The organism is Polaromonas sp., from assembly GCF_029945685.1.
GTDB lineage: Bacteria > Pseudomonadota > Gammaproteobacteria > Burkholderiales > Burkholderiaceae_C > Polaromonas.
In genome coordinates, this window is record NZ_JAQSDA010000025.1 from 75,834 (window position 1) to 101,342 (window position 25,509).

The window sequence follows — 25,509 nt, forward strand, 5'->3', positions numbered from 1 at the left end:
GTGTTCCGCCCATCTCTCCCTGGCTATCGACTCTTTTTGAGGGCCAGTGCAGCCTCGGTAACGAGGCCAGGTCCCTTGTAGATCAGCCCGGTGTAGATCTGCACCACGTCGGCGCCGGCCTCGATCTTGGACACGGCGTCGGCACCGTTCATGATGCCGCCCACGCCGATGATGGGAAAACCTTTGCCCAGTGCCGCGCGCAACTGGCGGATCACGCGATTGCTCGCGGCCAGCACCGGCGCGCCGCTGAGGCCGCCGGCTTCTTCGGCGTGCGGCATGCCGTGGACGGCCTCACGGCTGAGCGTGGTGTTGGTCGCCACCACGCCGTCCATGCCGTGGCGTTTCAGGGTGGCGGCGATCACTTCCACCTGCGCCTCGTCGAGGTCGGGCGCAATCTTCACAAAAATCGGCACGCGTTTGCCATGCTGCTTCGCCAGCGTTTCGCGGCGTTCGGCAATGCGGCCCAGCAGCGCGTCCAGTGCCTCGTCGCTTTGCAGCGCGCGCAGGTTTTTGGTGTTCGGGCTGGAGATGTTGACGGTCACGTAGTCGGCATGCGGGTAGACGCCATCGAGGCAGATCAGGTAGTCGTCCACCGCGTTTTCAATGGGCGTGGCAGCGTTCTTGCCGATGTTCAGGCCCAGCAGCAGCGGGCTGGCGCCCCCACGTTTGCGAAAGGTGGATTGCTGCACGTGGGTGATGAAGGCGTCCAGCCCCTCGTTGTTGAAGCCGAGCCGGTTGATCAGCGCGTTGGCCTGCGGCAGGCGGAACATGCGCGGCTTGGGGTTGCCCGGCTGGGCTTTTGGCGTGACCGTGCCGACTTCGACAAAGCCGAAACCCATGGCGGCCAGGCCGTCGATGCAGCGCGCGTTTTTGTCGAGCCCGGCCGCCAGCCCGACGCGGTTGGGAAACTTCAGGCCGGCCAGCGTGACGGGATCGTCCACCCGGCCCGAACAGTAGGCCAGCGCCAGCGGCGTACGCTGCGTACCGGCCAGCGAGGCCATGGTCAGTTCATGGGCGGTTTCCGGGTCCAGACCAAATAAAAAGGGGCGGGCAAGGGCGTAGGGGAGCAGGGACATTGGATAATTTGTGTTGTTCTGTGCGGCAGGCCCCATTGTCGCAAACCCCATCCACCCCTTTCCCATCCCTTTTTTCCGGACCGACATGACCCAAGACGAACTCAAAACCCTGGTCGGCCAGGCCGCCCTGGCCTATGTCGAACCCGGCAGCATTGTCGGCGTCGGCACCGGCTCCACCGTCAACAAGTTCATCGATGCACTGGCCGGCATCAAGGACACGATCATCGGCGCGGTATCCAGCTCGGTGGCCTCCACGGAACGCCTGAAAGCACTGGGCATCCAGGTTTTCGAGGCGGCCGATGTCGAGGAGCTGGCGGTCTACATCGACGGCGCTGACGAGATCGATCCTGCGGGCTACATGATCAAGGGGGGCGGCGCAGCGCTCACGCGCGAAAAAATCGTGGCTGCCCAGTCGCGCAAGTTTGTCTGCATCGCCGACGAGTCCAAGCTGGTGCAGACGCTCGGCCAGTTCCCCTTGCCGGTGGAAGTCATTCCCATGGCGGCGCAGCGCATCCGGCGCCAGTTTGCCGCGCTCGGTGGCACGGCCACCCTGCGCCTGAAAAACGGCGTGCCGCTGGTCACCGACAACGGCCAGCACATCCTGGACGTGGCCGGCCTGAAGATCAGCGAGCCGCTGGCCTTCGAGTCCGAGGTCAACCAGTGGCCCGGCGTGGTGACGGTCGGGGTGTTCGCCTTCCAGAAAGCGCATGTCTGCCTGCTGGGCACGGACGGGGGCGTCAAGACCCTGGTGTTTTAGCCCCGAAATCGGCTGCCGGATGTTGTAGAGTTGTCCGACAAATTTTCCGGATCCCCATGAGCCACCGTTTCCAGTCCATCACGCCCGGCATTCACCTCTCGGAACAGGTGGCTGAGGCCCTGTCGGCCGAAATTCACGCCGGCCGGCCGGCGGCGGGCGACAAGCTGCCGACCGAGGCCGCGCTGGTGGAGCAGTTTGCGGTCAGCCGCACGGTGGTGCGCGAGGCCGTGTCGCGCCTGAAGTCCCTGGGCCTGGTGGAATCGCGCCAGGGCAGCGGCGTGTTTGTCAGGCGCGCCGCCTTTGCGCCGCTGAACTTCGACACCCGTTCTGCAGCGTCCATGCAGGCGGTCATCCAGATGGTGGAGGTGCGCCGCGCGCTGGAAGCCGAGGTCGCCGCGCTGGCGGCGCAGCGGCGCACGGCGGACGATGTCAAGCGTATCCGCCAGGCGATGGCGGCGCTCGACAAGGCGGTCAAGGCCGGCGGCGACGGTGCGGAGGAAGACGTGAACTACCACCGCGCGATTGCGGACGCGGCGCAAAACCCTTTTCTGATCAGCACGCTGGACTACCTGCGCCAGTTCCTGCGCGGCGTCACCCGGGTCACCCGTGCCAACGAGGCGCGCCGGGCCGACTTTGCCGGGCAGGTGCGCGAGGAGCACGAAGCCATCACCCGGGCCATCGAGGCCGGCGACCCCTTGCCGGCGCGCCAGGCCGCCGCGCGCCACATGGACAACGCGATCGAACGCATCCGGCATGCCGACCCCGCGTTCTGGGAACAGGAGGGTGTGCAACTGGCCAGCGCCCTGGTCTCGGGCGCAGTCCGGCCCTGATACCGGCTGGAGGCGAAGGGAATACGCGTATGGATTCGCGCTTGTCTTTTGCCTATAATTTGTATGATGACCATATGAATAAAGGGGACGAGATGGATCTTGTGGCAGGTGTGATCGGTCTCGGTGCCATGGGCGGCGGCATGGCGCAATCGCTGCGCCGCGCCGGCTACCTCGTGCACGTGTTTGACGTGCGACCCGGCGTGGCCCAGGTTTTTGCCGAAGGCGGCGGTGTCGCCTGTGCCTCGCCGGCCGAGCTGGCGGCGGCCTGCGACGTGATCGTGTCGGTGGTGGTCAATGCGGCGCAGACTGAGGCCGTGCTGTTCGGCCCCGGCGGCTGTGCGGCGGCCATGAAGCCCGGCAGCGTGTTTGTCATGTGTTCCACGGTCGACGCGAACTGGTCCATGGCGCTGGAAAAACGGCTCAATGACCTGGGCCTGCTCTACATCGATGCCCCGATTTCCGGCGGCGCAGCCAAAGCCGCCAGCGGCGAGATGACCATGATGACCTCCGGTGCGCCGGCGGCCTATGCCAGGGCCGAACCCGTGCTCAACGCCATGGCCGCCAGGGTCTACAAGCTCGGTGACGCGGCCGGCGCCGGCAGCAAGGTCAAGATCATCAACCAGTTGCTGGCGGGTGTGCATATCGCGGCGGCTGCCGAAGCCATGGCGCTGGGCCTGCGCGAAGGTGTGGACCCGGCCGCGCTCTACGAAGTCATCACGCACAGCGCGGGCAACAGCTGGATGTTCGAAAACCGCATGGCGCATGTGCTGGCAGCCGACTACACGCCGCTGTCGGCGGTGGACATCTTCGTGAAAGACCTCGGCATCGTGCTCGACATGGCGCGCGCCAGCAAATTCCCGCTGCCGCTGTCGTCGACGGCGCACCAGATGTTCATGCAGGCCTCCACCGCTGGTTTTGCGAAAGAGGACGACAGCGCGGTGATCAAGATTTTTCCGGGCATCGATTTGCCGAAGAAACCATGAGCAGCACTGAGCGCAGCGAGGACCCTCTCAAACCAGCCGGGGCCGCGGGTCCGGCTTCCCCGGCCCGCAGGCGCAGCGCCCCCTTGGGGGGCAGCGAAGCACACGCAGTGGGGAGCGTGGGGGCTCTATTTCTAGGTTGTATTGCCGACGACTTCACCGGCGCGACGGATCTGGCCAACAACCTCGTGCGCGCCGGCATGCGGGTGGTGCAGACGATTGGTGTGCCGTCCGGGCCGCTGGGCGCCGAGGTGGATGCCGTGGTGGTGGCGCTCAAATCGCGCACCGTGCCGCCCGCGCAGGCCGTCGCCGAATCGCTGGCCGCCCTGGCCTGGCTGCAGGCGCAGGGCGCGCAGCAGATCTATTTCAAGTACTGCTCGACCTTCGACAGCACGGCCCGCGGCAACATCGGCCCGGTGACCGAGGCGCTGATGGACGCGCTGGCCACCGGCTTCACGATTGCCACGCCGGCCTTTCCCGACAACCAGCGCACGGTGTTCAAGGGTTATCTGTTTGTCGGCGATGTGCTGCTTTCCGAAAGCGGCATGCAGAACCACCCGCTGACACCGATGACGGACGCGAACCTGGTGCGGGTGCTGCAGTCGCAGACCACGCGGCGTGTCGGCCTGATCGATCACAGGGTCGTGGCGCGCGGCGAAGCAGCGGTGCGCGAACGCATGGCGCAACTCCAGGCGGAAGGCGTCGGCGTGGCCATCGTGGATGCAGTCTCCAACGATGACCTGCTGCGCCTCGGCCCTGCGCTCAAGGACATGCCACTGGTGACGGCCGGTTCCGGCGTGGCCATCGCCCTGCCTGCCAACTTCGGCATCACGCCTTCGGACCAGGCCAGCCGTCTGCCCGCCGCCATCGGCCTGCAGGCGGTGGTGTCGGGCAGCTGTTCGCTGGCGACGAATCGGCAGGTGCTGGACTTCATGAAGCAGGGCCATCCCGCGCTGGCGATTGATCCGCTGCGTATTGCGTCGGGTGCCGATGTGGCGGCCGAGGTGCTGGCCTGGGCCCGGCCGCTGCTGGCGCAGGGGCCGGTGCTGGTCTATTCGACGGCCGACAGCAGCGACGTCAAGTCGGTGCAGGGCCGGCTCGGCGTGGAAGAAGCCGGCGCCCTGGTCGAACGCACGCTGGCCGCGGTGGCGCGCGGTTTGGTGCAGCTGGGTGTGCGGCAACTGGTGGTGGCCGGCGGTGAAACCTCGGGCGCCTGCGTGCAGGCGCTGGGCATCACGCAGATGCAAATCGGCCCGCAGATCGATCCCGGTGTGCCCTGGTGTCATGCACTGTGCGAGCTTGCTCCGCAGGAAGGCCTGCACCTGACGCTGAAGTCGGGCAACTTCGGCACCGACGATTTTTTCAGCAAAGCCTTTACGATGCTGGCATGACCCTATTGACCGAAAACCAGGCGCGCGAAGAAATCTGCCGCGTTGGCAAAAGCCTGTTCGAGCGCGGCTATGTGCATGCGACCGCCGGCAACATCAGTGTGCGGCTGGATGAATCGGCGGGCGGTGGCTTCCTGATCACCCCGACCGATGCCTGTCTGGGCTTCCTCGACCCGGCGCGGCTGGCCCGGCTCGATGCCAATGCGAAGCAGATCAGCGGCGACACCGCGAGCAAGACCATCGCGCTGCATGCCGGCATTTACGCGGCAGCCTCCGCGTTTGACCCGGCCACGCGCTGCATCATCCACACTCACAGCACCCATTGCGTCGCGCTGAGCCTGCGTGCGGCGGATGAGGAGTTGCTGCCTGCGCTCACACCCTATTTCGTCATGAAGGTGGGCCATGTGCCTGTCATCGACTACCACCGCCCGGGCGACCCGGCGGCGGCGGCGCTGGTGGCCCAGGCCATCACGCGTTACGGCCGGCAGGGCACACCGATACGCGCGGTGATGCTGGCACGGCTGGGGCCCAATGTCTGGCATGACAGCCCGGCGGCGGCCATGGCTGTGCTGGAAGAACTCGATGAAACCGCCCGACTCCAGTGCCTGTGCGGTGAGCCGGTGCAGCCCTTGAGTGCCGCGCAGATCGACGAGCTGCGCCAGGCCTTCGGCGCCCGCTGGTGAGTTTTTTTTACAGTCAAACAGGCCTGCAGCCCTTTCCCTGCAAGCGCGAGCAGCTATCTATTCCATAGCATTTTTCAAAAGAACCAACATGCCGAAATTCGCCGCCAATCTGTCCATGATGTACCCCGAGTTGCCGTTTCTGGACCGTTTTGAAGCGGCGGCGAAAGACGGTTTCAGGGCGGTGGAGTTTCTTTTTCCTTACGCCTTCAGCAAGCAGGAACTGGCCGCGCGGCTCAGGGGCAACGGCCTGCAGCAGGTGCTGTTCAACGCGCCGCCGGGCGGCACCGACGCGGCGTCCATCGCCCAGGCCTGGGACAAAGCCGGGGACAAGGGCACGGCCGCCGTGCCCGGCCGCGAGGCGGAGTTCCGCGCCGGTGTGTTGCTGGCTCTTGACTATGCCGAAGCGCTGGACTGCCCGCGCATCCATCTGATGGCCGGCCTGGTCGCCGCAGGGCAGGAGCGCGAGGACCTGCGGCCCTTGTACGTGACCCATCTGCGCTGGGCGGCGGCCGAAGCGGCGAAACACGGGCGTGAGGTCTTGATCGAGCCGATCAACACGCGTGACGTTCCGCGTTTCTTTTTGAACCGGCAGGACCATGCGCACGAGATCGTGACCGAGGTCGGCGCGCCCAACCTCAAGGTGCAGATGGACCTGTACCACTGCCAGATCGTCGAGGGGGATGTGGCCACCAAGATCCGCCACTACCTGCCGACTGGGGGCGTCGGCCATTTCCAGATTGCCGGTGTGCCCGAGCGGCACGAGCCCGACCTCGGGGAGCTCAACTACCCCTATCTGTTCAGTGTGATTGACGAGGTGTCCTCGGCCTGCGGCTGGCAGGGCTGGGTAGGTTGCGAATACAAGCCGAAGAAAGGCGGTCAGCCGGGCGGCACGTCGGCAGGCCTGGGCTGGTTGGCACGCTGAGCGCCAAAGGCGCGGTTTCCGCTGAAAGTTTAAAAACGGATGCCGGCGGGGTTGGCCGGCGGCGGCGTCACCGGGGCCGGGGCGGCTGCCGGTGTGGCGGGCCGCGCGGCCGTGGTGGCGGCCGCCGGTGCGGGCGCGGGCGCCACCGTCACCAGGGGGGTGGCCGCAGCCTGTCGGTAGCTGGCCGGCAGCACCGACGATTTGGGGTAACCCGCTGCATCGAGAAACTGCGTCCATTCCGCATCCGAGAAACCCTTGAGTTGCTGGCTGCCTATGGTCAGAAAAGGCAGGGAGCTGTCGCCGCTGATGCGCTGCAAAGCCTGCGCGTCTTCATTGGTCGCGATGGTTTTTTCTGCAAACGGCACACCGCGCGTGGTCAGCAGCGAACGCGCCGAGGCGCAGGGGCCGCAGTTCTCGCCCGAATAAAGCGTGACCGGGTACTGGCTCACCACCTTGCGCAACTCAAACGGCAACGACGCCGTGACGACGCCGCGGGCCCCGTCGGCGCCGCCCGCCGTCACCTTGGCATTGCCGGTCGCAGGGGGCGGCTTGTCGGAATAGGTGACCTTGCCGTCCGGACCGACGATGCGGTAGACCGGCTGAGCCTGGGAAAGAGAAGAAAATGTGCCGCCCGCCAGCGCCAGCAGGGCGCCAACAGCTGCAAATTTAACAACATTCGAGGTCATACATCACTCCGTTAGAGGTCACTCACGCCATGCCCTGGTGGCGCAGCAGCGCGTCGATGGAAGGCTCGCGGCCACGGAAGGCCTTGAACGATTCCATGGCCGGGCGGCTGCCACCGGCCTCCAGAATGGCTTGCCGGTATTTTCTGCCAGTTTCCAGACTAACGGGGCTGGGGCCGGCTTCGGCGTCGGTGTTTACACCTGCAGTTGTGGCGCCCTGTGCACTTTCCTCGAAGGCCGCGTAGGCGTCGGCCGAGAGGACTTCGGCCCATTTGTAGCTGTAATAACCGGCCGCATACCCACCCGAAAAGATGTGACTGAATGTGTGCGCCGTGCGGCTGTAGGGTGGCGGGGTGATCACGGCGTATTCCTCGCGCACGCCGGCCAGCAGCGCCATCACGTCGCCGCCCGGTTGCCACTCGGTGTGCAGCAACATGTCGAACAGCGAAAACTCGATCTGGCGCAGGGTCTGCATGCCGCTCTGGAAGTTTTTCGCAGCCAGCATCTTGTCAAAGAGGGCGCGCGGCAGAGGCTCGCCGGTGTCCACGTGGGCCGTCATGTGTTTGAGCACATCCCATTCCCAGCAGAAGTTTTCCATGAACTGGCTGGGCAGCTCGACCGCGTCCCATTCAACGCCGCTGATGCCGGACACATCGCGCTCGTTGACCTGGGTCAGCATGTGGTGCAGGCCGTGACCGAACTCGTGGAACAGTGTGGTCACGTCGTCATGGGTGAGCAGGGCCGGCTTGCCGCCGACGCCGTCCGCGAAGTTGCACACCAGGTGCGCCACCGGGGTCTGCAGTTGGCCGGTGTCTGGGCGCAGCCAGCGGGCGCGCACATCGTCCATCCAGGCGCCGCCGCGTTTGCCGGTGCGCGCCGGCCGGTCCAGGTAGAACTGGCCCACCAGGTGCCCGTCGCGTTCGATGCGGTAGAACTCGACGCCGGAGTTCCAGACCGGGGCCGTGTCGGGCCGGATCGCCACCTCGAACAGGATCTCGACAATCCTGAACAGGCCGGCCAGCACCTTGGGGGCGGTGAAGTACTGTTTGACTTCCTGCTCGCTGAAGGCATAACGCGCTTCCTTGAGCTTTTCGGCTATCCAGGTGAAGTCCCAGGCTTGCGGGTCTTTCAGGCCCAGTTTTTCCGCGGCAAAGGTGCGCAGGTCGGCCACGTCCTTGAGGCCGTAGGGTTTGGCGCGCTGGCCGAGGTCGCGCAGGAAGCTGATCACCTGCTCGGGCGAGTCGGCCATCTTGGGGACCACCGAGACCTCGCCAAAATTGCGGTAACCGAGCAACTGCGCTTCCTCCAGCCGCAAGGCAAGAATTTCCTGCATCACGGCGCTGTTGTCAAAGCGGCTGAACTCCGGCGCCGACTGGTCGCTGGCGCGCGTGCTGTAGGCCCTGTACAGGGTTTCGCGCAGGGCGGAACTGTCGGCAAACTGCATGACCGGCAGGTAGCAGGGCATCTTCAGCGTGAGCTTGTAGCCCGCTTTGCCCTCGGCTTCGGCCTGCGCGCGCGCCGTCTGGACCACGTCGGCCGGCACCCCGGCGAGCTCGTCTTCACGGGCGTAGTAGGCGTAAGCGTCGGTGGCGTCGAGCGCGTTTTCGCTGAATTTCTGGCTCAGTTCGGCCTGGCGCTCCTGGATGGCGGCAAAGCGTTCCTTGGCCGCCCCCACCAGTTCGGCGCCCGACAGCACGAAGTTGCGCACCGCATTCTTGTGCGCCTGGCGCTGTTCGGGGTTCAGCGATGCCACGTCAATGACTTTGTATTTGGCGTACAGCCGTTCGTCGGCGCCCAGGCGGGTCCAGAACTCGGTGATGCGGGGCAGGGTGGCGTTGTAGGCGGCGCGTAGTTCGGGGGTGTCCGCCACGCTGTTGAGGTGGCTGACCGCGCCCCAGGCCCGGCCCAGGTTTTCGGTGGCGACGTCCAGCACGCCGGCAATGTCCGCCCAGCGCGCCGGAAACGCCGGCGCGGTGACGCGTTCGAGTGCGGCTTCGGCCTGTGCCAGCAACACATCGACTGCAGGGCCGACATGCCCGGGCGCGATGCGGTCAAACAGGGGAAGGCCGGAAAAATCGAGAAGCGGGTTGGAGGCGTTCAATGGGGTCAAGGTAGTCATGTCCATCAGTTGTGGGCGCAGGCACCCGATCTAAAGGGGGGCGCGCGGGACAAAAGAAGGAAAGTGCCGCGCTGGCCGGGCCAGGGGCCGGGCAGATCACGCCGGCGTGTTGGCTCAGCTTCTCAGCCTTGCGCGCGTTTCTTGGCGCTTTGCTGCTTCTTCGGTTTCGCGCGTTTGACCGTGCCGCCCGGCGTCAGGCGCTGGTTGCCCAGCACGCGCAGGGTCTTGACCTCGGGACGCTGGCCGTAACGCGCGCTGTTTTTCAGCACCTTGACGTCGCGCGGGCCGGGCATGCGGTCCTCATTGACCTTTTTTTCCTTTTCAGGCACCGGACGCCACAACACCAGCAGCTTGCCGATGTGCTGGATGGGTGCGGCGCCAAGTTCGTCGGCCAGTGCCTGGAACATGGCTTCGCGCGCGGGGCGGTCGTCCGACTGCACGCGGACCTTGATCAGGCCGTGCGCCTTCAGGGCCAGGTCGATTTCCCTTTTGACGGCGGGGGTCAGGCCGTCGGAGCCGACCATCACGACGGGGTCCAGGTGGTGCGCCTCGGCGCGGTGGTCTTTGCGCTGGGCGGGGGTAAGTAGTATTTGAGCCATGCCCCGATTATCCGGGAAGCTGCCGCTGCCGTTGATTTATCGTTGGGGAAACCGCAGCGCCGCAGGGCGCTAAGAGGACAATAGAGGCATGAAAGTAAAAACCCAAAGCAAAAAGGTCAACAAAGCGTGGCTGAATGACCACGTCAACGATACCTACGTCAAGCTGGCCAAAAGAGAGGGGTACCGGGCTCGTGCCGCCTACAAGCTCAAGGAAATCGATGACATGCTGGGCCTGATCAGGCCAGGCCACTGTGTGGTGGACCTGGGCAGCGTACCCGGCGCCTGGAGCCAGTACGCGCGCCGCAAGCTCTCGCCGGCGGGCGCTGCAGCCGGCGAACTCAACGGCCGCATCGTGGCGCTGGACATCCTGCCGATGGACCCGGTCGAAGGCGTGGTGTTCATCCAGGGGGACTTCCGGGAACCTGAGGTGCTACAGATTCTGGAGCAGACTCTGGCCGCCGACAAAGGCTTTACCAAGGTCGACGTGGTGATTTCCGACATGGCGCCGAACCTCTCGGGCATCGAATCGGCCGACGCCGCCCGCATTGCCCACCTGGTGGAACTGGCGGTGGATTTTTCCGTGCAGCACCTCAAACCGGAGGGCGCGCTGGTCGTCAAGTTGTTTCACGGCGGGGCCTACAGCCCGCTGGTCAAGCTGTTCAAGGAGACCTTCAAGGTCGTCAAGCCCATCAAGCCCAAGGCCTCGCGCTCGGAGTCGTCGGAAACCTTTCTGGTCGGCATGGGGCTCAAAAACAGGCCGGCCCCAACCATCTGAGCTTGCTCAAACGCAATAAATACCGCAATCCCGCTTCAAACCAAGGGATGTCCCGGGCTTGTTATGAGGCTTTTGCCCTTGAAACGCCTAAAATCAGGCGCATGTGCCTTGTGTTCCTCTATCGGAGACATCCTTGAACAATCAGTGGTTTTCAAAAATTGCAATCTGGCTGGTGATCGCCATGGTGCTGTTCACCGTTTTCAAGCAATTTGATACACGCGGTGGCGCCGGTACGAATTACCTTGGGTACTCCGAGTTCCTTGACGAGGTCAAGGGCAAACGCATCAAGTCCGCGACCATCGCGGAAGGCCAGGGCGGCACGGAAATCTCGGCCGTCACCACCGATGACCGCCGCATTCGCACCACGGCCACCTACCTGGACCGCGGTCTGGTCGGCGACCTGATCGCCAACGACGTCAAGTTCGACGTGAAGCCGCGCGAAGAAGGCTCGCTCCTGATGACCCTGCTGGTCAGCTGGGGTCCGATGCTGCTGCTGATTGGTGTCTGGGTCTACTTCATGCGGCAAATGCAGGGCGGCGGCAAGGGCGGGGCCTTCAGCTTTGGCAAGTCCAAGGCCCGCATGCTCGACGAGTCCACCAATACCGTGACCTTTGCCGACGTTGCAGGCTGCGACGAGGCCAAGGAAGAGGTCAAGGAAGTGGTCGACTTCCTGAAAGACCCGCAAAAATTCCAGAAGCTGGGTGGACGCATTCCGCGTGGCCTGTTGCTGGTTGGCCCTCCGGGCACCGGCAAGACCCTGCTCGCCAAAGGCATCGCCGGTGAAGCCAAGGTTCCGTTTTTCTCGATTTCCGGCTCCGACTTCGTCGAGATGTTCGTCGGCGTGGGCGCGGCCCGCGTGCGCGACATGTTCGACAACGCCAAGAAAAACGCGCCCTGCATCATCTTCATCGACGAGATCGACGCTGTCGGCCGCCAGCGTGGCGCTGGCCTGGGCGGTGGCAATGACGAGCGCGAGCAGACCCTGAACCAGATGTTGGTTGAGATGGACGGTTTTGAAACCAATGTCGGCGTGATTGTGGTGGCCGCCACCAACCGGCCCGACATCCTGGACTCCGCCTTGCTGCGTCCCGGCCGTTTTGACCGTCAGGTCTATGTGACGCTGCCCGACATCCGTGGCCGCGAGCAGATCCTCAATGTGCACATGCGCAAGGTCCCGCTCGGCCAGGACGTCAATGCCAGCGTGATCGCCCGCGGCACGCCCGGCATGTCCGGCGCCGACCTGGCCAACCTCTGCAACGAAGCCGCCCTGATGGCCGCACGCCGCAATGCGCGCACCGTGGAAATGCAGGACTTCGAAAAAGCCAAGGACAAGATCCTGATGGGCCCCGAGCGCAAGAGCATGGTCATGCCCGAGTCCGAACGCAGGAACACGGCCTATCACGAGTCGGGCCACGCCCTGCTCGGCAAGATGCTGCCCAAGTGTGACCCGGTGCACAAGGTCACCATCATTCCGCGCGGCCGTGCGCTGGGCGTCACCATGAGCCTGCCGGCCCAGGACCGCTACAGCTATGACCGCGAGTACATGCTGAGCCAGATCAGCATGCTGTTCGGCGGGCGCATCGCCGAAGAAGTCTTCATGAACCAGATGACCACCGGTGCCAGCAACGACTTCGAACGCGCCACCGCGCTGGCCAGGGACATGGTCACGCGTTACGGCATGAGCGAGGCGCTCGGCCCCATGGTGTACGCCGAGAATGAAGGCGAAGTGTTCCTGGGCCGTTCGGTGACCAAGACCAACAACATGAGCGAGTCGACCCTGAAAAAGGTCGACGACGAGGTTCGCCGCATCATCGACCAGCAGTACGCCCAGGCGCGCACGCTGATTGAGGACAACCAGGACAAGATTCACGCGATGGCCAAGGCCCTGCTGGAGTGGGAGACCATTGACGTCGAGCAACTCGACGACATCATGGCCGGCCGGGAGCCGCGTCCACCGAAAGACTGGACACCGCGCAACCCGTCGGTGGGCGGTAGCGGTGGCCCCAGCGGCGGCACGCCGGCGGTCACGACCGACCCGGCACCCACGGTGGCCTGAGCGCCTCCATCCACATGACAACCGGGGCAAGTCCCCGGTTTTTCTTTGGCTCGACAATACCCCATGATCTGGCAAACCTCGCGCTTTCAAATTGACCTCGGGCAGCCCCGCGTGATGGGCATCGTCAATGTCACGCCTGACTCGTTTTCAGACGGCGGCAAATACTTCTCCGCGGACGGCGCGCAACGCGCCGCGTTTGCGCATTGCGAGCAGCTGGTCAGGGACGGCGCTGACCTGCTGGACATCGGCGGCGAATCGACCCGCCCCGGCGCACCACCGGTGCCGCTGGACGAAGAGCTGGCCCGCGTGTTGCCGGTGGTGCGCCATGCGGTCACCCTGGGTGTGCCGGTATCGGTGGACACCTACAAGCCTGAGGTCATGGCCGCCGTGCTGGACCTGGGGGCCGACATCATCAACGACATCTGGGCGCTGCGCCAGCCCGGTGCAGCCGCTGTCGTGGCAGCGCACCCCGCGTGTGGCGTCTGCCTGATGCACATGCACCGTGAACCGCAGACCATGCAGGCCGCGCCCATGGAGGGCGACGTGGTGCCGCAGGTGCTGGATTTCCTGCTTCAGGCGGCGGTCGGGCTGCGCGCGCTGGGCGTGGCTGCCGGCCGCATTGTGCTGGACCCGGGCATCGGTTTTGGCAAGACCGTGGCGCAGAATTTTGCGTTGCTGGCGCGCCAGAGCGAGCTGCTTGCGGCTGGTTACCCGCTGCTGGCCGGCTGGTCGCGCAAGTCCTCGCTGGCGGCCGTCAGCAGCAACTCCCTGGCCCAGGTGGCGCAGCTCGACATTCTCGACCGCATGGTGCCCAGCGTGACTGCCGCCGTGCTGGCTGCGGACCGCGGTGCGCGGGTCGTGCGTGTGCACGATGTCCGGGAAACCGTGCAGGCCCTGAAGGTCTGGCTGGCTGCCACGGCGCCACAGCCTACAGGCGGGCCGGTCGGCGCACCTTAGAATTTCCCCCGGCATTGATCGACGCCATCACAACCAGAGACTCACCGCAATGACAAGAAAATACTTCGGCACCGACGGCATTCGCGGCACGGTGGGCCAGGCGCCCATCACGCCCGATTTTGTGCTGCGCCTGGCGCATGCGGTCGGCCGCGTGCTGAAGAAGACCGAGGCCCGGCCCACCGTGCTGATCGGCAAGGACACCCGCATTTCCGGCTACATGCTCGAGAGTGCGCTGGAGTCGGGTTTCAACTCCGCGGGTGTTGATGTGGTGCTGCTCGGGCCCTTGCCGACTCCCGGCGTGGCCTACCTCACGCGCACGCAACGTGCCAGCCTGGGCGTGGTGATCAGTGCCAGCCACAACGCCTTTCCCGACAACGGCATCAAGTTTTTCAGCGCCCAGGGTGCCAAGCTGTCGGACGCCTGGGAAGAGGAAGTCGAAGCCGTGCTGGAACAGGCACCGGTGTGGGCAGACTCGCCCAACCTCGGCAAGACGCGCCGGCTCGACGACGCCGCCGGCCGCTACATCGAGTTCTGCAAAAGCACCTTTGCCAATGACCTGACGCTCAAGGGCATGAAGATCGTCGTGGATGCGGCGCACGGTGCGGCCTACCACATTGCACCGGAAGTCTTTCATGAGCTCGGGGCTGAGGTCATTGCCATTGGCTGCGCGCCCGACGGCATGAACATCAACCACGAGGTCGGCGCGACCCATCCCGAGGCGCTGATCAAGGCCGTCAAGGCCTATGGGGCGGATTACGGCGTGGCGCTGGACGGCGACGCCGACCGGCTGCAACTGGTGGACGCCCAGGGCCGGCTTTTCAATGGCGACGAAGTGCTCTACCTGATGGTGGCCGAACGCCTGGCGCGCGGCGAAAAGGTGCCGGGCGCGGTCGGTACCCTGATGACCAACATGGCTGTCGAGGTGGCCCTGAAAGCCCGGGGCGTCGAGTTTGTACGCGCCAAGGTCGGCGACCGTTATGTGCTGGAAGAACTGGAGAAGCACGGCTGGCTGCTCGGCGGCGAAGGCTCCGGCCACCTGCTGGCGCTGGACAAACACAGCACCGGTGACGGCCTGATCAGCGCGCTGCAGGTCTTGCAGGCCTGCGTGCGCAGCGGCAAGACCTTGGCCCAGCTGTTGTCCGATGTGACCCTGTTTCCGCAGACGCTGATCAACGTGCGGCTGCAGCCCGGCCAGGACTGGAAAAGCAGCGCGGCCCTGGCCGACATGAGCCGCAGCGTCGAAGCCGAGCTGGGTGACAGCGGCCGGCTGCTGATCCGCGCCAGCGGCACCGAGCCGCTGCTGCGCGTCATGGTAGAGGCGCGTGACGCCGCGCAGGCGCTGGCCTGCGCTGAACGCGTGGCCGACACCATCAGGCGCTGACGCCGGCTTTCGGCAATAAAAGTGCCTCTGGCCCAAGGTGGCCGGGCGCGGACAGCTATCAAAAGCAGAGCATCCCGACCAGGATGATGGCTCTTCGTGCCGGGGTCTCTGGCGCATGGATTCATGACCTGGATCAAGTTTTTTCCGCGATGGATTGCGTAAGCTTGCGCATCACCCCTGCCGGAGCCTTGAACATGCCGAATCTTGAATGGTCTGACGCGCTGGCGTTAGACCTGCCCGCGATGGACGACACCCATCGGGAATTTGTCGAGCTGCTGGCGCAGGTGGAAAACGCCGCAGACCACGCGCTGCTGGCCCACTGGCGCGTCTTGCTGGACCACACCGATGAACATTTCAGCCGGGAAGACCGCTGGATGCAGGACACGCGGTTTTCATCGTCCAACTGCCACAGCGTGCAGCACAAGGTCGTGCTGCAGGTCATGCGAGAAGGCCTGGCCGGCGGCGAAACCGGCAACCTGAAGATGCTGCGCGACATGGCGCGTGAACTCGCGCTCTGGTTTCCCCAGCACGCCCAGACCATGGATGCCGCACTGGCCCTGCACCTGCGCGGCATCGGTTACGACCCGGTCACGGGTGTGGTCGCCATGCCCGCGGCCTTGCCCAGGGACATGATTCACGGTTGCGGCGGTGCCAGCTGCACCGATACCCAGGCGCCCGCAGCCACCGCCCGGGCGGCATGAGCACCGCACCTGCCGTTGCGGCCGGCGCCATGGGCGTGCCGCGCCACCGCCTGCATGAGGATGTGCAGGCCCTGACCACGGGCACCCTGTTTGTGGCGCTGGGCGTGGTCATGTTCGGTCACGCCGGCCTGTTGACGGGCGGCACGGCCGGCATCGCTTTTCTGATTCACTACGCCACCGGCCTGAGTTTCAGCCTCGCGTTTTTTATGGTGAACCTGCCCTTTTATTTCTTTGCCTGGCGGCGCATGGGGCTGGCCTTCACCCTCAAGACCTTTGCGGCCGTGGGCCTGCTGTCGCTGTTCACCTGGGTCCTGCCGCAGGGGCTGGCCTTCGGCTACCTGTCACCCGCGCTGGCGGCGGTGCTCGGTGGCCTGCTCTGCGGCGCAGGCATGCTCATCGTGTTTCGCCATGGCGCCAGCCTGGGCGGCCTGAACATCGTGGTGCTTTATCTGCAGGATCGCCTGGGCTGGCGCGCCGGCAAGGTGCAGATGGCCATGGACGGCCTGATCGTGCTGGGTGCGCTGTGGGTCACCGACTGGCAGCGTGTCGCGCTGTCGGTGCTGGGCGCCGTCGTGCTGAACCTCGCGCTGGCCATCAACCACCGGCCCGGCCGCTACATGGCGATGTAGCTGCTTTTCTTCAGGGCCGGGCCTCGGCCCCCGGACTTATTTGCCGGCGCGTTTGGCGTCCTGGTCCATCTTGCCCATGAACAGCATGAAGAAAAACACGCCCATCCCAATCATGAAGGCAATGCCGATAACGGTCATGATGCCGTAGTCGGTGGAAAACAGGTCAGTCAACAATTTCATGATGGTCGCTCCTTGGTAGTGTTGCCACTATGGCCTGTCTGCCTGAAAGACATACTGACGCAAGTCAACAATATGTGCCTGAAGCCGCCCTCCAGGCCTGGGACCTGTGTGGAACTGTACAAGATTCAGGCCTGCAGCCCAATGAATACGTACGCCGGATGCTACTGAAAACGAAGCATGACCGGCTCGCTCAGGGCGACGGCTCCGCCTGCCAGCCGCCACCGAGCGACTGGATCAGCGCCACAGCGGTCGTCTGGCGGTCTGCCATGGCCTGCACCAGTGCGCGGCGCGCGCTCAGCGCGGTGGCCTGTGCTGAAATGACTTCGGTATAGCCCACCAGGCCGCTGCGGTAGCGGTTGAGCACCTGCTGCTCGACCTGGTCGGCCGATGCGGAGGCCTGCCGGCGCAGTTCCTGCTGCCTCAAGAGCACGCGGGTGGCGGCCAGCTGGTCCTCGACATCCTGGAAGGCGGCCAGCACGGTCTGCCGGTAACGCGCCACGGTTTGTGCATGGGCCGCCTCGCTGCCGTCCACGCGGGCGCTGGTGGCTCCGGCATTGAACAGCACCTGCGCAGCCGACAGGCCCAGCGACCAGGCCATGCTGGACGCGCTGAACAGGTCCGCCACGCGGCTCGCGCCCAGGCCATAGGAGGCGCTCAGGGACAGTTTGGGGTAATAGGCGCTTTTGGCGATGCCGATCTGCTCATTGGCAGCGGCCACGCGGCGTTCGGCTGCGGCGATGTCTGGCCGACGCTGCAACAGCGTCGACGGCACACCCACCGGCACCTCAGGCACCGAAGGTTTCCACGCCGCACGGGCGAGCGAGAAATTGCCCGGGGCCTCACCGACCAGCACCGCGATCGCATGCTCCAGTTGCGCGCGCTGCCGCCCCAGGCCGGCATCGTCTGCCTGGGCGTTGGCGAGCTGGGTTTGCGCCTGCAGCACATCGGTTTTTCCGACAATGCCGGCGTTGTAGCGGTTCTGGGCAATTTCCAGTGCGCGTCGGTAGCCGGTGAGGGTGTCCTCGAGCAGGCCCTTTTGCGCGTCCAGCTGGCGCAGCGAAAAGTAGTTGATGGCCAGTTCGCCTTGCGCAGACAGTCTGGCCGAGGCCAGATCAGCCGCGCTGGCCTGGGCGCCCGCGCTGGCGCCCTCGACCGCACGGCCGAGACGGCCCCAGACGTCGGGCTCCCAGCTGCCGCCTATGCTGAGCTGGTAGTTGTTGCTGGTGCGTCCGCCCGTACCGCCTGCCGTGTTTGTGCTGGTACTGCTGCTGCCATCGCTGCCGGAGCGGGTGGCGCCGCTGCCCAGCGTGACCGCCGGAAAGAGGGACGCGCGTTGCTCGCGCACCAGCGCACGGGCCTGGGCGTAGCCGGCCACTGCGGCCGCCACATTCTGGTTGGACACCTCCACCCGCGCGGCCAGCTGGTCAAGCACCGGGTCGCCGAACAGTGACCACCAGGGGCCACGTTCCAGTGCATCGGCCGGCGCCGCGGGCACCCAGCCTTCGGCCTCCTTGTAACTGCCGACCTCGGGTGTGAGCGGCCGCTGGTAGGTGGGGCCGACAGCGCAGCCGCCGAGCAGAACGACAAGCGCGGCGGCGATGGGGTAAAGCGTGAATCTGGATCGCATGGCAGGCCTCATAACAGTTGCAGCGGCGCACCGGGCGGTGGCACGCCGGCATCGTCGGGGTGACGGCTCAGGTGGCGCTCGGACGGGCTGCGGCGGCGCAGCTTGTCGAGCAGGATGTAGACCACCGGCGTGGTGAGCAGCGTGAGCAACTGGCTGGCAATCAGGCCGCCGATGATGGAAATGCCCAGCGGCCGCCGCAGCTCGGCACCTTCGCCGAAACCGATGGCCAGCGGCAGCGCGCCCAGGATGGCGGCCAGCGTGGTCATCAGGATGGGCCGGAAGCGCAGCAGGCAGGCCTCGCGCACCGCGTCGATGGCCGACAGGCCGCGCGAGCGCTCGGCCTCGATCGCAAAGTCAATGATCAGGATGGCATTTTTCTTGACGATGCCGATCAGCAGAAAGACGCCGATCAGCGCAATGATGGAAAACTCCATCTTGAACAGCATCAGCGCCAGCACCGCCCCCACGCCGGCCGAGGGCAGGGTGGACAGCACCGTGACTGGGTGCACCAGGCTTTCGTACAGGATGCCCAGCACGATGTAGATCACGATCAGCGCCGCCAGGATCAGCAGCGGCTGCTCGTTTTGCGACTGCTGCGCGCTGAGCGCAGTCCCTGAAAAACTGCCACGCACGTTGGTGGGCAGGCGGATCTCGGCTTCAGCCTGCTTGACGGCATCCTGGGCCTGGCTGAGCGGGATCCCCTCGGCCAGGTTGAAGGACACCGTGGTCGACAGCTCGCCGTCTTCGTGGCTGATCGACGCCGCCGTCGGGTTTTCGCTGAAGCTCGCAATCGCCGAGAGCGGCACCATGGTGGTCACCGCTGCGCTCAGCGCCTGGCCCGACGATGGGTCGCGCAGCGCCGGATTGACGACGCTGGTGCTGGCAGCCGGGGTTGCGGCTGCGAGTGTCGTGCCGCCACCACCTTTGGCGGGAACATAAATGTCCTTCAGCGATTCCGGGCTCTGGATGTAACGCGGCGCCACGCCCATGATGACCTTGTACTGGTTCAGGTCGGCATAAATCGTGGCGACCTGGCGCTGGCCGAAGCCGTTGTACAGCGCGTTGTCCACATCGCGCGAGTTGATGCCCAGTCGCGCGGCGCTGTCCTTGTCCACGGTGACCATGGTCTCCACGCCGTTTTCCTGCTGGTCGGTGTCCACGTCGGTCAGCGCCGGCTGCAGCTTCATCTGCTCGGCCAGGCGTGTGGCCCAGACCTTCAGGTCGGCGGCATTGTCGCTCTTGAGGGTGTACTGGTAGGTGGAGTTGCTGGCCCGTCCGCCGCCGCGCAGGTCCTGCACCGGGTTGAGGAAGATGCTGATGCCGGTGATCTGCGCCAGTTGCGGACGCAGCCGGGTGATCACCGCCTGGCCCTTGTCCGTGCGCTGGCTCACCGGCTTGAGATTGATGAACATGAAGCCGCCGCCGGCGCGCGAGCCGCCGGTAAAACCGACCACGGTATCGACCGCCGGGTCGGCGCGGATGATGTCCACGATGGCCTTGAGCTTGGTCTGCATGGCCTGGAAGGAAATGCTGCGGTCCGCGCGTATGCCGCCACTGATCTGCCCGCTGTCCTGCTGCGGGAAGTAGCCCTTGGGAATGGCGACGAACAGGTAGACATTGAGTGCAATGACCGCCAGCAGGCTCAGCATCACAATCACGCGGCTGGCCAGTGCCCAGTCGAGGCTGATCTCGTAGCCGCGGTGCAGGCGCCTGAAGGCCGCCTCGAACCAGCGCGCCACCCGCCCCGGCGGCTTGGTGTGGGCGTCGGGCTTGAGCAACCAGGCGCACATCATGGGGGTGGTGGTCAGCGAGATCAGCAGCGAGATCAGCACTGCGGCCGACAGCGTGACCGCAAACTCGCGGAACAGCCGGCCGGTTTGCCCACCCATGAAGAGCAGGGGAATGAACACCGCCACCAGCGACAGGCTGATGGACAGCACGGTGAAGCCGACCTCGCGCGCGCCGAGCAGCGCGGCCTGGAAACGGTCCATGCCGGCCTCGATGTGCCGGCTGGTGTTTTCCAGCACCACGATGGCGTCGTCCACCACGAAGCCGGTGGCCACGGTGAGCGCCATCAGGCTCAGGTTGTTCAGGCTGAAGCCCAGGAAATACATCACGCCGAAGGTGCCCAGCAGCGAGACCGCGGTGGCGACGGCGGGAATCACGGTAGCGCGCGCGCTGCGCAAGAAGGCGCTCACCACCAGCACCACCAGTGCGATCGAGATCAGCAGCGTGATCTCGATCTCCTTGAGCGAGGCTCGTATCGAATTGGTGCGGTCCGACGCGACGTGCAGCACCACGTCCTGCGGCAGCTGGGCCTGCAGCTCGGGCAGCAGGGCGCGCACGCCGTCCACCGTGGCGATCACGTTGGCATCGGGCTGGCGCGTCACCAGCACGATCACGGCCGGCTCGCCATTGAACAGGCCCAGCGTGTTGACGTTCTCCACGCCATCGACCACCTCGGCCACGTCGCGCAGGCGGATCGCCGCATTGTTGCGCCAGGCCACCACGAGGTCGCGGTAGTCGGCCGCCTTGCGCCCGCCGCTGGCGGTGCTTGCTCCGGAATAGATCTGCAGGCGCTGGCCGTTGCCTTCAATCGCGCCCTTGGGTCGATTCGCGTTGGACGCCTGCAGGGCGGCGCGCACGTCTTCCATGCTGACGCCGTAGCGGTTCAGTGCAAACGGCAGCAGGTCCACCCGCACGGCCGGCAGGGAACCACCGCCAAGCTCGACGTCGCCGACGCCCTGCACCTGGGCGATTTTCTGCTGCACGAGGTTGGAGACCTCGTCGTAAATCTGGCCAGGTGCGCGGGTTCTGGAGGTCAGCGCCAGGATGATGACGGGCGCCGCGGCCGGGTTCGCCTTGCGGTAGGTCGGGTTGCTGCGCAAAGTGGCGGGCAGGTCCGCGCGCGAGGCATTGATGGCGGCCTGCACCTCGCGCGCGGCCGCATCGATCTTGCGGTTCAGGTCGAACTGCAGGCTGATACGGGTCGAGCCGTTGCTGCTGTTGGACGTCATTTCGTTGACGCCGGCGATCGTGCCCAGACGCCGCTCCAGCGGTGTCGCCACACTGCTGGCCATGGTGGACGGGCTGGCGCCGGGCAGCGAGGCGCTGACCGAAATCGTCGGGAAATCAACCTGCGGTAGGGGCGACACCGGCAGCACGAAAAACGCACCCATGCCGGCCAGGGCCAGGCCTATGGTCAGCAGCACTGTGGCGACTGGGCGGCGGACGAAGGGTTCGGAGAGGTTCATTTGTCCGCCTCCGTTGCGTCGGAGGCGGTTTGCCGCTTTACGCATGGTGCTTCAGCCGCTTGGCCGGGAGGTGTCCCTTCAACCGTTCGGGCTGAGCCTGTCGAAGCCGTCTCTTGATTCCACGGGCGGTGGTTCGCCAGCAAGCCGGGGGTTGCCCGGCGGCAAGTAACTTTCTTTTGCGTCGCCAAAAGAAAGTCACCAAAGAAAAGGCGACCCGACAGTCTGGGTCCCTCCGCTTCGCTGCGGGCAACCTGCGGTGCTCGGCAAAAGCGGGGTCTCGCTCGAACTCGCCTTCGGCTCAGACAATCGCGAGCCCTGATCCGCTTTTGCCTGCGCTCCTCGGCCCAGCCTAACGGGTGGGGGAATGAATTCGGGTGCGGGTGCGGGGAGGCGAGGACGCGCAAAGCGCGCCCTCGCTGGAGCCCGATTCCGGTCCCGAATCCGGCTCCGCTTCCGATCCCGTCCCCACCGCCCTTCTGGCTGCGCCGAGGAGCGGAGGGCCAGACGGACAAGGGCGGGCGATTGTCTGAGCGAAGCGAGTTCGAGCCCGGCCCCGGCTGGACCGAGCACCGCAGGTTGCCCCGTAGCGAAGCGAAGGGGTCGCAGACAGCAGGGTCGCCTTTTCTTTTGCTTACTTTTCTTTTGGCGACGCAAAAGAAAAGTGAGTTGCCGCCGGGCAACCCCCGGCTAGTGGGCACACCTCCAACGCGGGAAGGGAAGGCGGCTTCGACAGGCTCTGCCCGAACGGTGGTGGTCTTCGAGCATGGTTCCCGGATCAAGTCAGGGATGACAGCCCGCGGAAGGAGGAGGGCGTTCACACAGAACCCCTCCGCCCAAACCTCTGCCCCATCCTGTCAAACGCCAGATAAATCACCGGCGTTGTGAACAGCGTGAGCACCTGGCTGACGATCAGGCCGCCGAAGATGGCCAGGCCCAGCGGCCGTCGTAGCTCCGCACCTTCGCCCCAGCCCAGCATCAGCGGCACGGCGGCAAACAGCGCGGCCAGGGTGGTCATCAGAATGGGGCGAAAGCGCAACAGCGCCGCCTGGTGAATCGCTTCCTGGGGCGACTTGCCTTCGCTGCGTTCGGCGTCGATGGCGAAGTCGATCATCATGATCGCGTTCTTTTTCACGATACCGATCAGGAGGATGATGCCGATGATGCCGATCACGCCGAGGTCGGAACCGCTGATCATCAGGGCCAGCAGCGCACCAACACCGGCCGAAGGCAGGGTCGAGAGAATCGTCAGCGGGTGGATGTAGCTTTCGTACAGCACGCCGAGCACGATGTAGACACAGATCACCGCCGCCAGGATCAGCCACAGCTGGCTGGACAGCGAGGTCTGGTAGGCGCCCGCTGCGCCCAGGAAGGTCAGGGTCACGCTGGCGGGCAGGGCGATGTCCTTCGCTGCCTGCTTGACCTGGCTCACCGCCTTGCCGAGCGATACGCCCGCTGCCGTGTCGAAGCCCAGCGTCGTGGCCGGGTACTGGGCCACGCGGGTGATCTGCAGTGGCGCGGGCTGCTCGGTGATGGTGGCGATGCTGGACAGCGGTGTGGTGACGCCCGAGCCGGTCTTGAGCGGCAGGCTGCCCAGCGAGGCTGCGGTCATCAGGGGGTCGGGCAGGGCCTCGAGGATCACGCGGTACTGGTTGGTCTCGGTGAAAATCGTCGAGACGATGCGCTGGCCAAAAGCGCTGTAGAGCGCGTCGTCAATCGCCGAGGTCGTCACGCCCACGCGCGAGGCGGTGTCGCGGTCCACCGAGATGTAGGCCGAGGTGCCGGTGGCGCCGGCGTCCGAGGCGATGTTGCGCAGGGCCGGCAATTCCTGCATGCGCTGCGCCAGCTTGTTGGCCCACAGCGCCACCGTGGCCGTGTCCGAACCCTCGAGCGAAACACGGAACTGCGTCGGGCCGGTTTCAGCGTCGATGGTCAGGTCCTGCGTGGGCTGAAGGTACATGGTGACGCCGGCCACCGCGCCGGCACGGCGTTGCAGCCGGTCCATGGTTTCCTGCTGGCTGGTGCTGCGCGTGCGTTTGAGGTTGATCAGCATGCGGCCGGTGTGCAGCATGGTGTTGTTGGCGGCATCCACGCCGATGAAGGAACTCAAGGTGTCCACATCGGGGTCTTCCAGAATGGCTTTGGCCGCGGCCTGTTGCAACTCGGCCATGCGTGCATACGACACCGACTGGGCGGTCTCGATGCGGGCCTGCAGCTGGCCGGTGTCCTGCGTCGGGAACAGGCCCTTGGGAATCAGCACATACAGCAGCACGGTGAGCAGCAGCGTGGCCAGCGCCACCAGCAGGGTCAGGCCCTGGCGCCTGAGCACCCAGGTCAGCGACAGGTCGTAACGCGTGATCACGCCGTCGAAAAACTTCTGCAGTTTCGCGCCGGTCGGGCTGCCGCCGATGTCCGGTTCATGCTTGAGCCATCTGGCCGACATCATGGGCACCAGCGTGAGTGACACCACCGCCGAGATCAGGATGGTGATGGCCAGCGTCACCGCAAATTCGCGGAACAACCGTCCGACCACATCCCCCATGAAGAGCAGCGGGATGAGCACCGCAATCAGTGACACCGTCAGCGAAATGATGGTGAAGCCGATCTGCTGCGCGCCCTTGAGCGCGGCGGCCATCGGGGCCTCGCCTTTTTCGATGTAGCGCGAGATGTTTTCTATCATCACAATCGCGTCGTCCACCACAAACCCGGTGGCAATCGTCAGCGCCATCAGGCTCAGGTTGTTCAGGCTGTACCCCAGCAGGTACATGGCGCCGCAGGTGCCGATCAGCGAAATCGGCACGGCCAAGCTGGCGATCACGGTGGCGCGCAGGTTTCGCAAGAAGGCAAAAATCACCAGCACCACCATGACCACGGCCAGCAGCAGTTCGATCTCCACATGCAGCACCGAGGCGCGTATGCCGGTGGTGCGGTCGCTCAGCACATCGACCTTCATGGCTTCTGGCAGGCCGGCCTGCAGCTCGGGCAGGCGTGCCTTGATCGCGTCCACCGTGGCAATCACGTTGGCGCCGGGCTGGCGCTGCACGTTCAGGATGATGGCGGGCTTCAAGCCACTCCAGGCGCCCAGCTTGACGTTTTCAGCGCTGTCCACCACCTGCGCCACATCGGCGACACGCACCGCCGCGCCATTGCGAAAGGCAATGATCAGGTTTTTGTACTCCGTCGCCGCCAGCAGCTGGTCGTTGGAATTGATGGAGTACGAACGTGTCGGGCCGTCGATGCTGCCCTTGGCGCCGTTGGCATTGGCCGCCGCAATCGCCGTGCGCAGCGAATCGAGACCGAGACCGTAGGAGGCCAGGGCGCGCGTGTCCGCCTGGATGCGCACGGCGGGCCGCTGGCCGCCGCTGAGCGAGACCAGGCCGACGCCGCTGACCTGGCTGATCTTGAGCGCGAGGCGGGTGTTGACGATGTTCTGCACCTCGGTGAGCGGCAGGCTGTCGGAGGTGATGGCCAGCGTGAGCACCGGCGCGTCGGCCGGGTTGACCTTGGCGTACACCGGTGGCGCCGGCAGGTCGGCCGGTAGCAGCGAACCGCCGGCATTGATGGCCGCCTGCACCTGCTGCTCGGCCACGTCCAGGCCCAGGCCCAGGCCAAACTGCAAGGTGACGATGGAGACGCCGGCCGCGCTGGTCGAACTCAGGCGCTGCAGCCCGGCCATCTGGCCGAACTGGCGCTCCAGCGGCGCGGTGACGGTTTGCGCCATGACCTCGGGGCTGGCGCCGGGGTACAGCGTCTGCACCTGGATGGTCGGGTAGTCCACCTGCGGCAGGGCTGACAGCGGCAAAAATTTGAAGCCGACCAGGCCCGCCAGCACGATGGCCACCATCAGCAGCGCGGTGGCAACCGGCCGCTGGATGAAGGGACTCGACGGGCTCATGCGGGCAGTCGCCTGGGGAC

Annotated in this window: 20 protein-coding genes; 12 read left to right on the top strand and 8 right to left on the bottom strand. The window is 65.5% G+C overall.

The window, feature by feature from the left end:
* Positions 1-23 precede the first annotated feature (23 nt).
* Positions 24-1,076 (bottom strand): quinone-dependent dihydroorotate dehydrogenase, encoded by a 1,053-nt coding sequence (locus PSV26_RS16200; protein ID WP_300572144.1) that lies wholly within the window; start codon positions 1,074-1,076, stop codon positions 24-26.
* Between the two features lie 85 nt (positions 1,077-1,161).
* On the opposite strand from PSV26_RS16200, the gene rpiA reads away from it, so the two are divergent.
* From rpiA to otnI, 6 genes are all read left to right on the top strand, one after another.
* Positions 1,162-1,833, top strand: coding sequence for a ribose-5-phosphate isomerase RpiA (rpiA, locus tag PSV26_RS16205; protein ID WP_300572146.1), 672 nt, complete (start codon positions 1,162-1,164; stop codon positions 1,831-1,833).
* A gap of 56 nt (positions 1,834-1,889) precedes the next feature.
* On the top strand, positions 1,890-2,663 hold the full coding sequence (locus PSV26_RS16210; protein ID WP_300516772.1) for a FadR/GntR family transcriptional regulator: 774 nt from the start codon (positions 1,890-1,892) through the stop codon (positions 2,661-2,663).
* A gap of 74 nt (positions 2,664-2,737) precedes the next feature.
* On the top strand, positions 2,738-3,646 hold the full coding sequence (ltnD, locus tag PSV26_RS16215; protein WP_300516775.1) for an L-threonate dehydrogenase: 909 nt from the start codon (positions 2,738-2,740) through the stop codon (positions 3,644-3,646).
* 116 nt (positions 3,647-3,762) lie between these two features.
* The gene (gene otnK, locus PSV26_RS16220) at positions 3,763-5,034 is read left to right on the top strand and encodes a 3-oxo-tetronate kinase (protein WP_300572148.1); all 1,272 of its coding nucleotides are present in this window, start codon (positions 3,763-3,765) and stop codon (positions 5,032-5,034) included.
* Between the two features lie 5 nt (positions 5,035-5,039).
* Positions 5,040-5,714 carry an aldolase gene (locus tag PSV26_RS16225; protein WP_300572692.1) on the top strand — a complete coding sequence of 225 codons (675 nt, stop codon included), beginning with the start codon at positions 5,040-5,042 and terminating at the stop codon, positions 5,712-5,714.
* 88 nt (positions 5,715-5,802) lie between these two features.
* Positions 5,803-6,636 carry a 2-oxo-tetronate isomerase gene (gene otnI, locus PSV26_RS16230; RefSeq protein WP_300572149.1) on the top strand — a complete coding sequence of 278 codons (834 nt, stop codon included), beginning with the start codon at positions 5,803-5,805 and terminating at the stop codon, positions 6,634-6,636.
* Between the two features lie 29 nt (positions 6,637-6,665).
* Here otnI and PSV26_RS16235 read toward each other — a convergent pair whose 3' ends face one another.
* The 3 genes from PSV26_RS16235 to PSV26_RS16245 all read right to left on the bottom strand — a co-directional run bounded on the left by PSV26_RS16235 (position 6,666) and on the right by PSV26_RS16245 (position 10,037).
* Positions 6,666-7,322: a glutaredoxin domain-containing protein gene (locus PSV26_RS16235; RefSeq protein WP_300572151.1), complete on the bottom strand. Its 657-nt coding sequence runs from the start codon at positions 7,320-7,322 to the stop codon at positions 6,666-6,668.
* A gap of 22 nt (positions 7,323-7,344) precedes the next feature.
* Complete coding sequence (locus PSV26_RS16240) at positions 7,345-9,438, bottom strand: M3 family metallopeptidase (protein WP_300572153.1); 2,094 nt, start codon at positions 9,436-9,438, stop codon at positions 7,345-7,347.
* 122 nt (positions 9,439-9,560) lie between these two features.
* Complete coding sequence (locus tag PSV26_RS16245) at positions 9,561-10,037, bottom strand: YhbY family RNA-binding protein (protein WP_300516791.1); 477 nt, start codon at positions 10,035-10,037, stop codon at positions 9,561-9,563.
* 88 nt (positions 10,038-10,125) lie between these two features.
* On the opposite strand from PSV26_RS16245, the gene PSV26_RS16250 reads away from it, so the two are divergent.
* The 6 genes from PSV26_RS16250 (at position 10,126) to PSV26_RS16275 (ending at position 16,536) form a co-directional block, all read left to right on the top strand.
* Positions 10,126-10,812 carry an RlmE family RNA methyltransferase gene (locus PSV26_RS16250; RefSeq protein WP_300516794.1) on the top strand — a complete coding sequence of 229 codons (687 nt, stop codon included), beginning with the start codon at positions 10,126-10,128 and terminating at the stop codon, positions 10,810-10,812.
* A 133-nt stretch (positions 10,813-10,945) separates the two neighbouring features.
* On the top strand, positions 10,946-12,868 hold the full coding sequence (ftsH, locus tag PSV26_RS16255; protein ID WP_300516797.1) for an ATP-dependent zinc metalloprotease FtsH: 1,923 nt from the start codon (positions 10,946-10,948) through the stop codon (positions 12,866-12,868).
* A 63-nt stretch (positions 12,869-12,931) separates the two neighbouring features.
* Positions 12,932-13,825 carry a dihydropteroate synthase gene (gene folP, locus PSV26_RS16260; RefSeq protein ID WP_300516799.1) on the top strand — a complete coding sequence of 298 codons (894 nt, stop codon included), beginning with the start codon at positions 12,932-12,934 and terminating at the stop codon, positions 13,823-13,825.
* Between the two features lie 49 nt (positions 13,826-13,874).
* Positions 13,875-15,206, top strand: coding sequence for a phosphoglucosamine mutase (gene glmM, locus PSV26_RS16265; protein WP_300516801.1), 1,332 nt, complete (start codon positions 13,875-13,877; stop codon positions 15,204-15,206).
* A 194-nt stretch (positions 15,207-15,400) separates the two neighbouring features.
* A complete protein-coding gene (locus PSV26_RS16270; protein ID WP_300516803.1) occupies positions 15,401-15,907 on the top strand; it encodes a hemerythrin domain-containing protein in 507 nt (168 codons plus the stop codon).
* A complete protein-coding gene (locus PSV26_RS16275) occupies positions 15,904-16,536 on the top strand; it encodes a YitT family protein (protein ID WP_300572155.1) in 633 nt (210 codons plus the stop codon). The genes PSV26_RS16270 and PSV26_RS16275 overlap by 4 nt, the downstream gene beginning before the upstream one ends.
* Before the next feature lie 36 nt (positions 16,537-16,572).
* On the opposite strand, the gene PSV26_RS16280 is transcribed toward PSV26_RS16275, so the two are convergent.
* The 4 genes from PSV26_RS16280 to PSV26_RS16295 all read right to left on the bottom strand — a co-directional run bounded on the left by PSV26_RS16280 (position 16,573) and on the right by PSV26_RS16295 (position 25,489).
* Positions 16,573-16,716, bottom strand: coding sequence for a DUF3149 domain-containing protein (locus PSV26_RS16280; protein ID WP_096695920.1), 144 nt, complete (start codon positions 16,714-16,716; stop codon positions 16,573-16,575).
* Positions 16,717-16,906: 190 nt separating this feature from the next.
* Entirely contained in the window at positions 16,907-18,343 is a 1,437-nt protein-coding gene (locus tag PSV26_RS16285) for an efflux transporter outer membrane subunit (RefSeq protein WP_300572157.1), read from the bottom strand.
* Positions 18,344-18,351: 8 nt separating this feature from the next.
* Positions 18,352-21,597, bottom strand: coding sequence for an efflux RND transporter permease subunit (locus PSV26_RS16290; protein ID WP_300572159.1), 3,246 nt, complete (start codon positions 21,595-21,597; stop codon positions 18,352-18,354).
* 814 nt (positions 21,598-22,411) lie between these two features.
* Positions 22,412-25,489 (bottom strand): efflux RND transporter permease subunit, encoded by a 3,078-nt coding sequence (locus PSV26_RS16295; RefSeq protein ID WP_300572160.1) that lies wholly within the window; start codon positions 25,487-25,489, stop codon positions 22,412-22,414.
* Between the last annotated feature and the right edge of the window lie 20 nt (positions 25,490-25,509).

What these genes read in the sequence shown, in the direction of transcription:
- PSV26_RS16200 (WP_300572144.1), bottom strand. Translation starts at nt 1,076, where the DNA reads ATGTCCCTGCTCCCCTACGCCCTTGCCCGCCCCTTTTTATTTGGTCTG.
- rpiA (WP_300572146.1), top strand. Translation starts at nt 1,162, where the DNA reads ATGACCCAAGACGAACTCAAAACCCTGGTCGGCCAGGCCGCCCTGGCC.
- PSV26_RS16210 (WP_300516772.1), top strand. Translation starts at nt 1,890, where the DNA reads ATGAGCCACCGTTTCCAGTCCATCACGCCCGGCATTCACCTCTCGGAA.
- ltnD (WP_300516775.1), top strand. Translation starts at nt 2,738, where the DNA reads ATGAATAAAGGGGACGAGATGGATCTTGTGGCAGGTGTGATCGGTCTC.
- otnI (WP_300572149.1), top strand. Translation starts at nt 5,803, where the DNA reads ATGCCGAAATTCGCCGCCAATCTGTCCATGATGTACCCCGAGTTGCCG.
- PSV26_RS16235 (WP_300572151.1), bottom strand. Translation starts at nt 7,322, where the DNA reads ATGACCTCGAATGTTGTTAAATTTGCAGCTGTTGGCGCCCTGCTGGCG.
- PSV26_RS16240 (WP_300572153.1), bottom strand. Translation starts at nt 9,438, where the DNA reads ATGACTACCTTGACCCCATTGAACGCCTCCAACCCGCTTCTCGATTTT.
- PSV26_RS16245 (WP_300516791.1), bottom strand. Translation starts at nt 10,037, where the DNA reads ATGGCTCAAATACTACTTACCCCCGCCCAGCGCAAAGACCACCGCGCC.
- PSV26_RS16250 (WP_300516794.1), top strand. Translation starts at nt 10,126, where the DNA reads ATGAAAGTAAAAACCCAAAGCAAAAAGGTCAACAAAGCGTGGCTGAAT.
- folP (WP_300516799.1), top strand. Translation starts at nt 12,932, where the DNA reads ATGATCTGGCAAACCTCGCGCTTTCAAATTGACCTCGGGCAGCCCCGC.
- glmM (WP_300516801.1), top strand. Translation starts at nt 13,875, where the DNA reads ATGACAAGAAAATACTTCGGCACCGACGGCATTCGCGGCACGGTGGGC.
- PSV26_RS16270 (WP_300516803.1), top strand. Translation starts at nt 15,401, where the DNA reads ATGCCGAATCTTGAATGGTCTGACGCGCTGGCGTTAGACCTGCCCGCG.
- PSV26_RS16275 (WP_300572155.1), top strand. Translation starts at nt 15,904, where the DNA reads ATGAGCACCGCACCTGCCGTTGCGGCCGGCGCCATGGGCGTGCCGCGC.
- PSV26_RS16280 (WP_096695920.1), bottom strand. Translation starts at nt 16,716, where the DNA reads ATGAAATTGTTGACTGACCTGTTTTCCACCGACTACGGCATCATGACC.
- PSV26_RS16285 (WP_300572157.1), bottom strand. Translation starts at nt 18,343, where the DNA reads ATGCGATCCAGATTCACGCTTTACCCCATCGCCGCCGCGCTTGTCGTT.
- PSV26_RS16290 (WP_300572159.1), bottom strand. Translation starts at nt 21,597, where the DNA reads ATGAACCTCTCCGAACCCTTCGTCCGCCGCCCAGTCGCCACAGTGCTG.
- PSV26_RS16295 (WP_300572160.1), bottom strand. Translation starts at nt 25,489, where the DNA reads ATGAGCCCGTCGAGTCCCTTCATCCAGCGGCCGGTTGCCACCGCGCTG.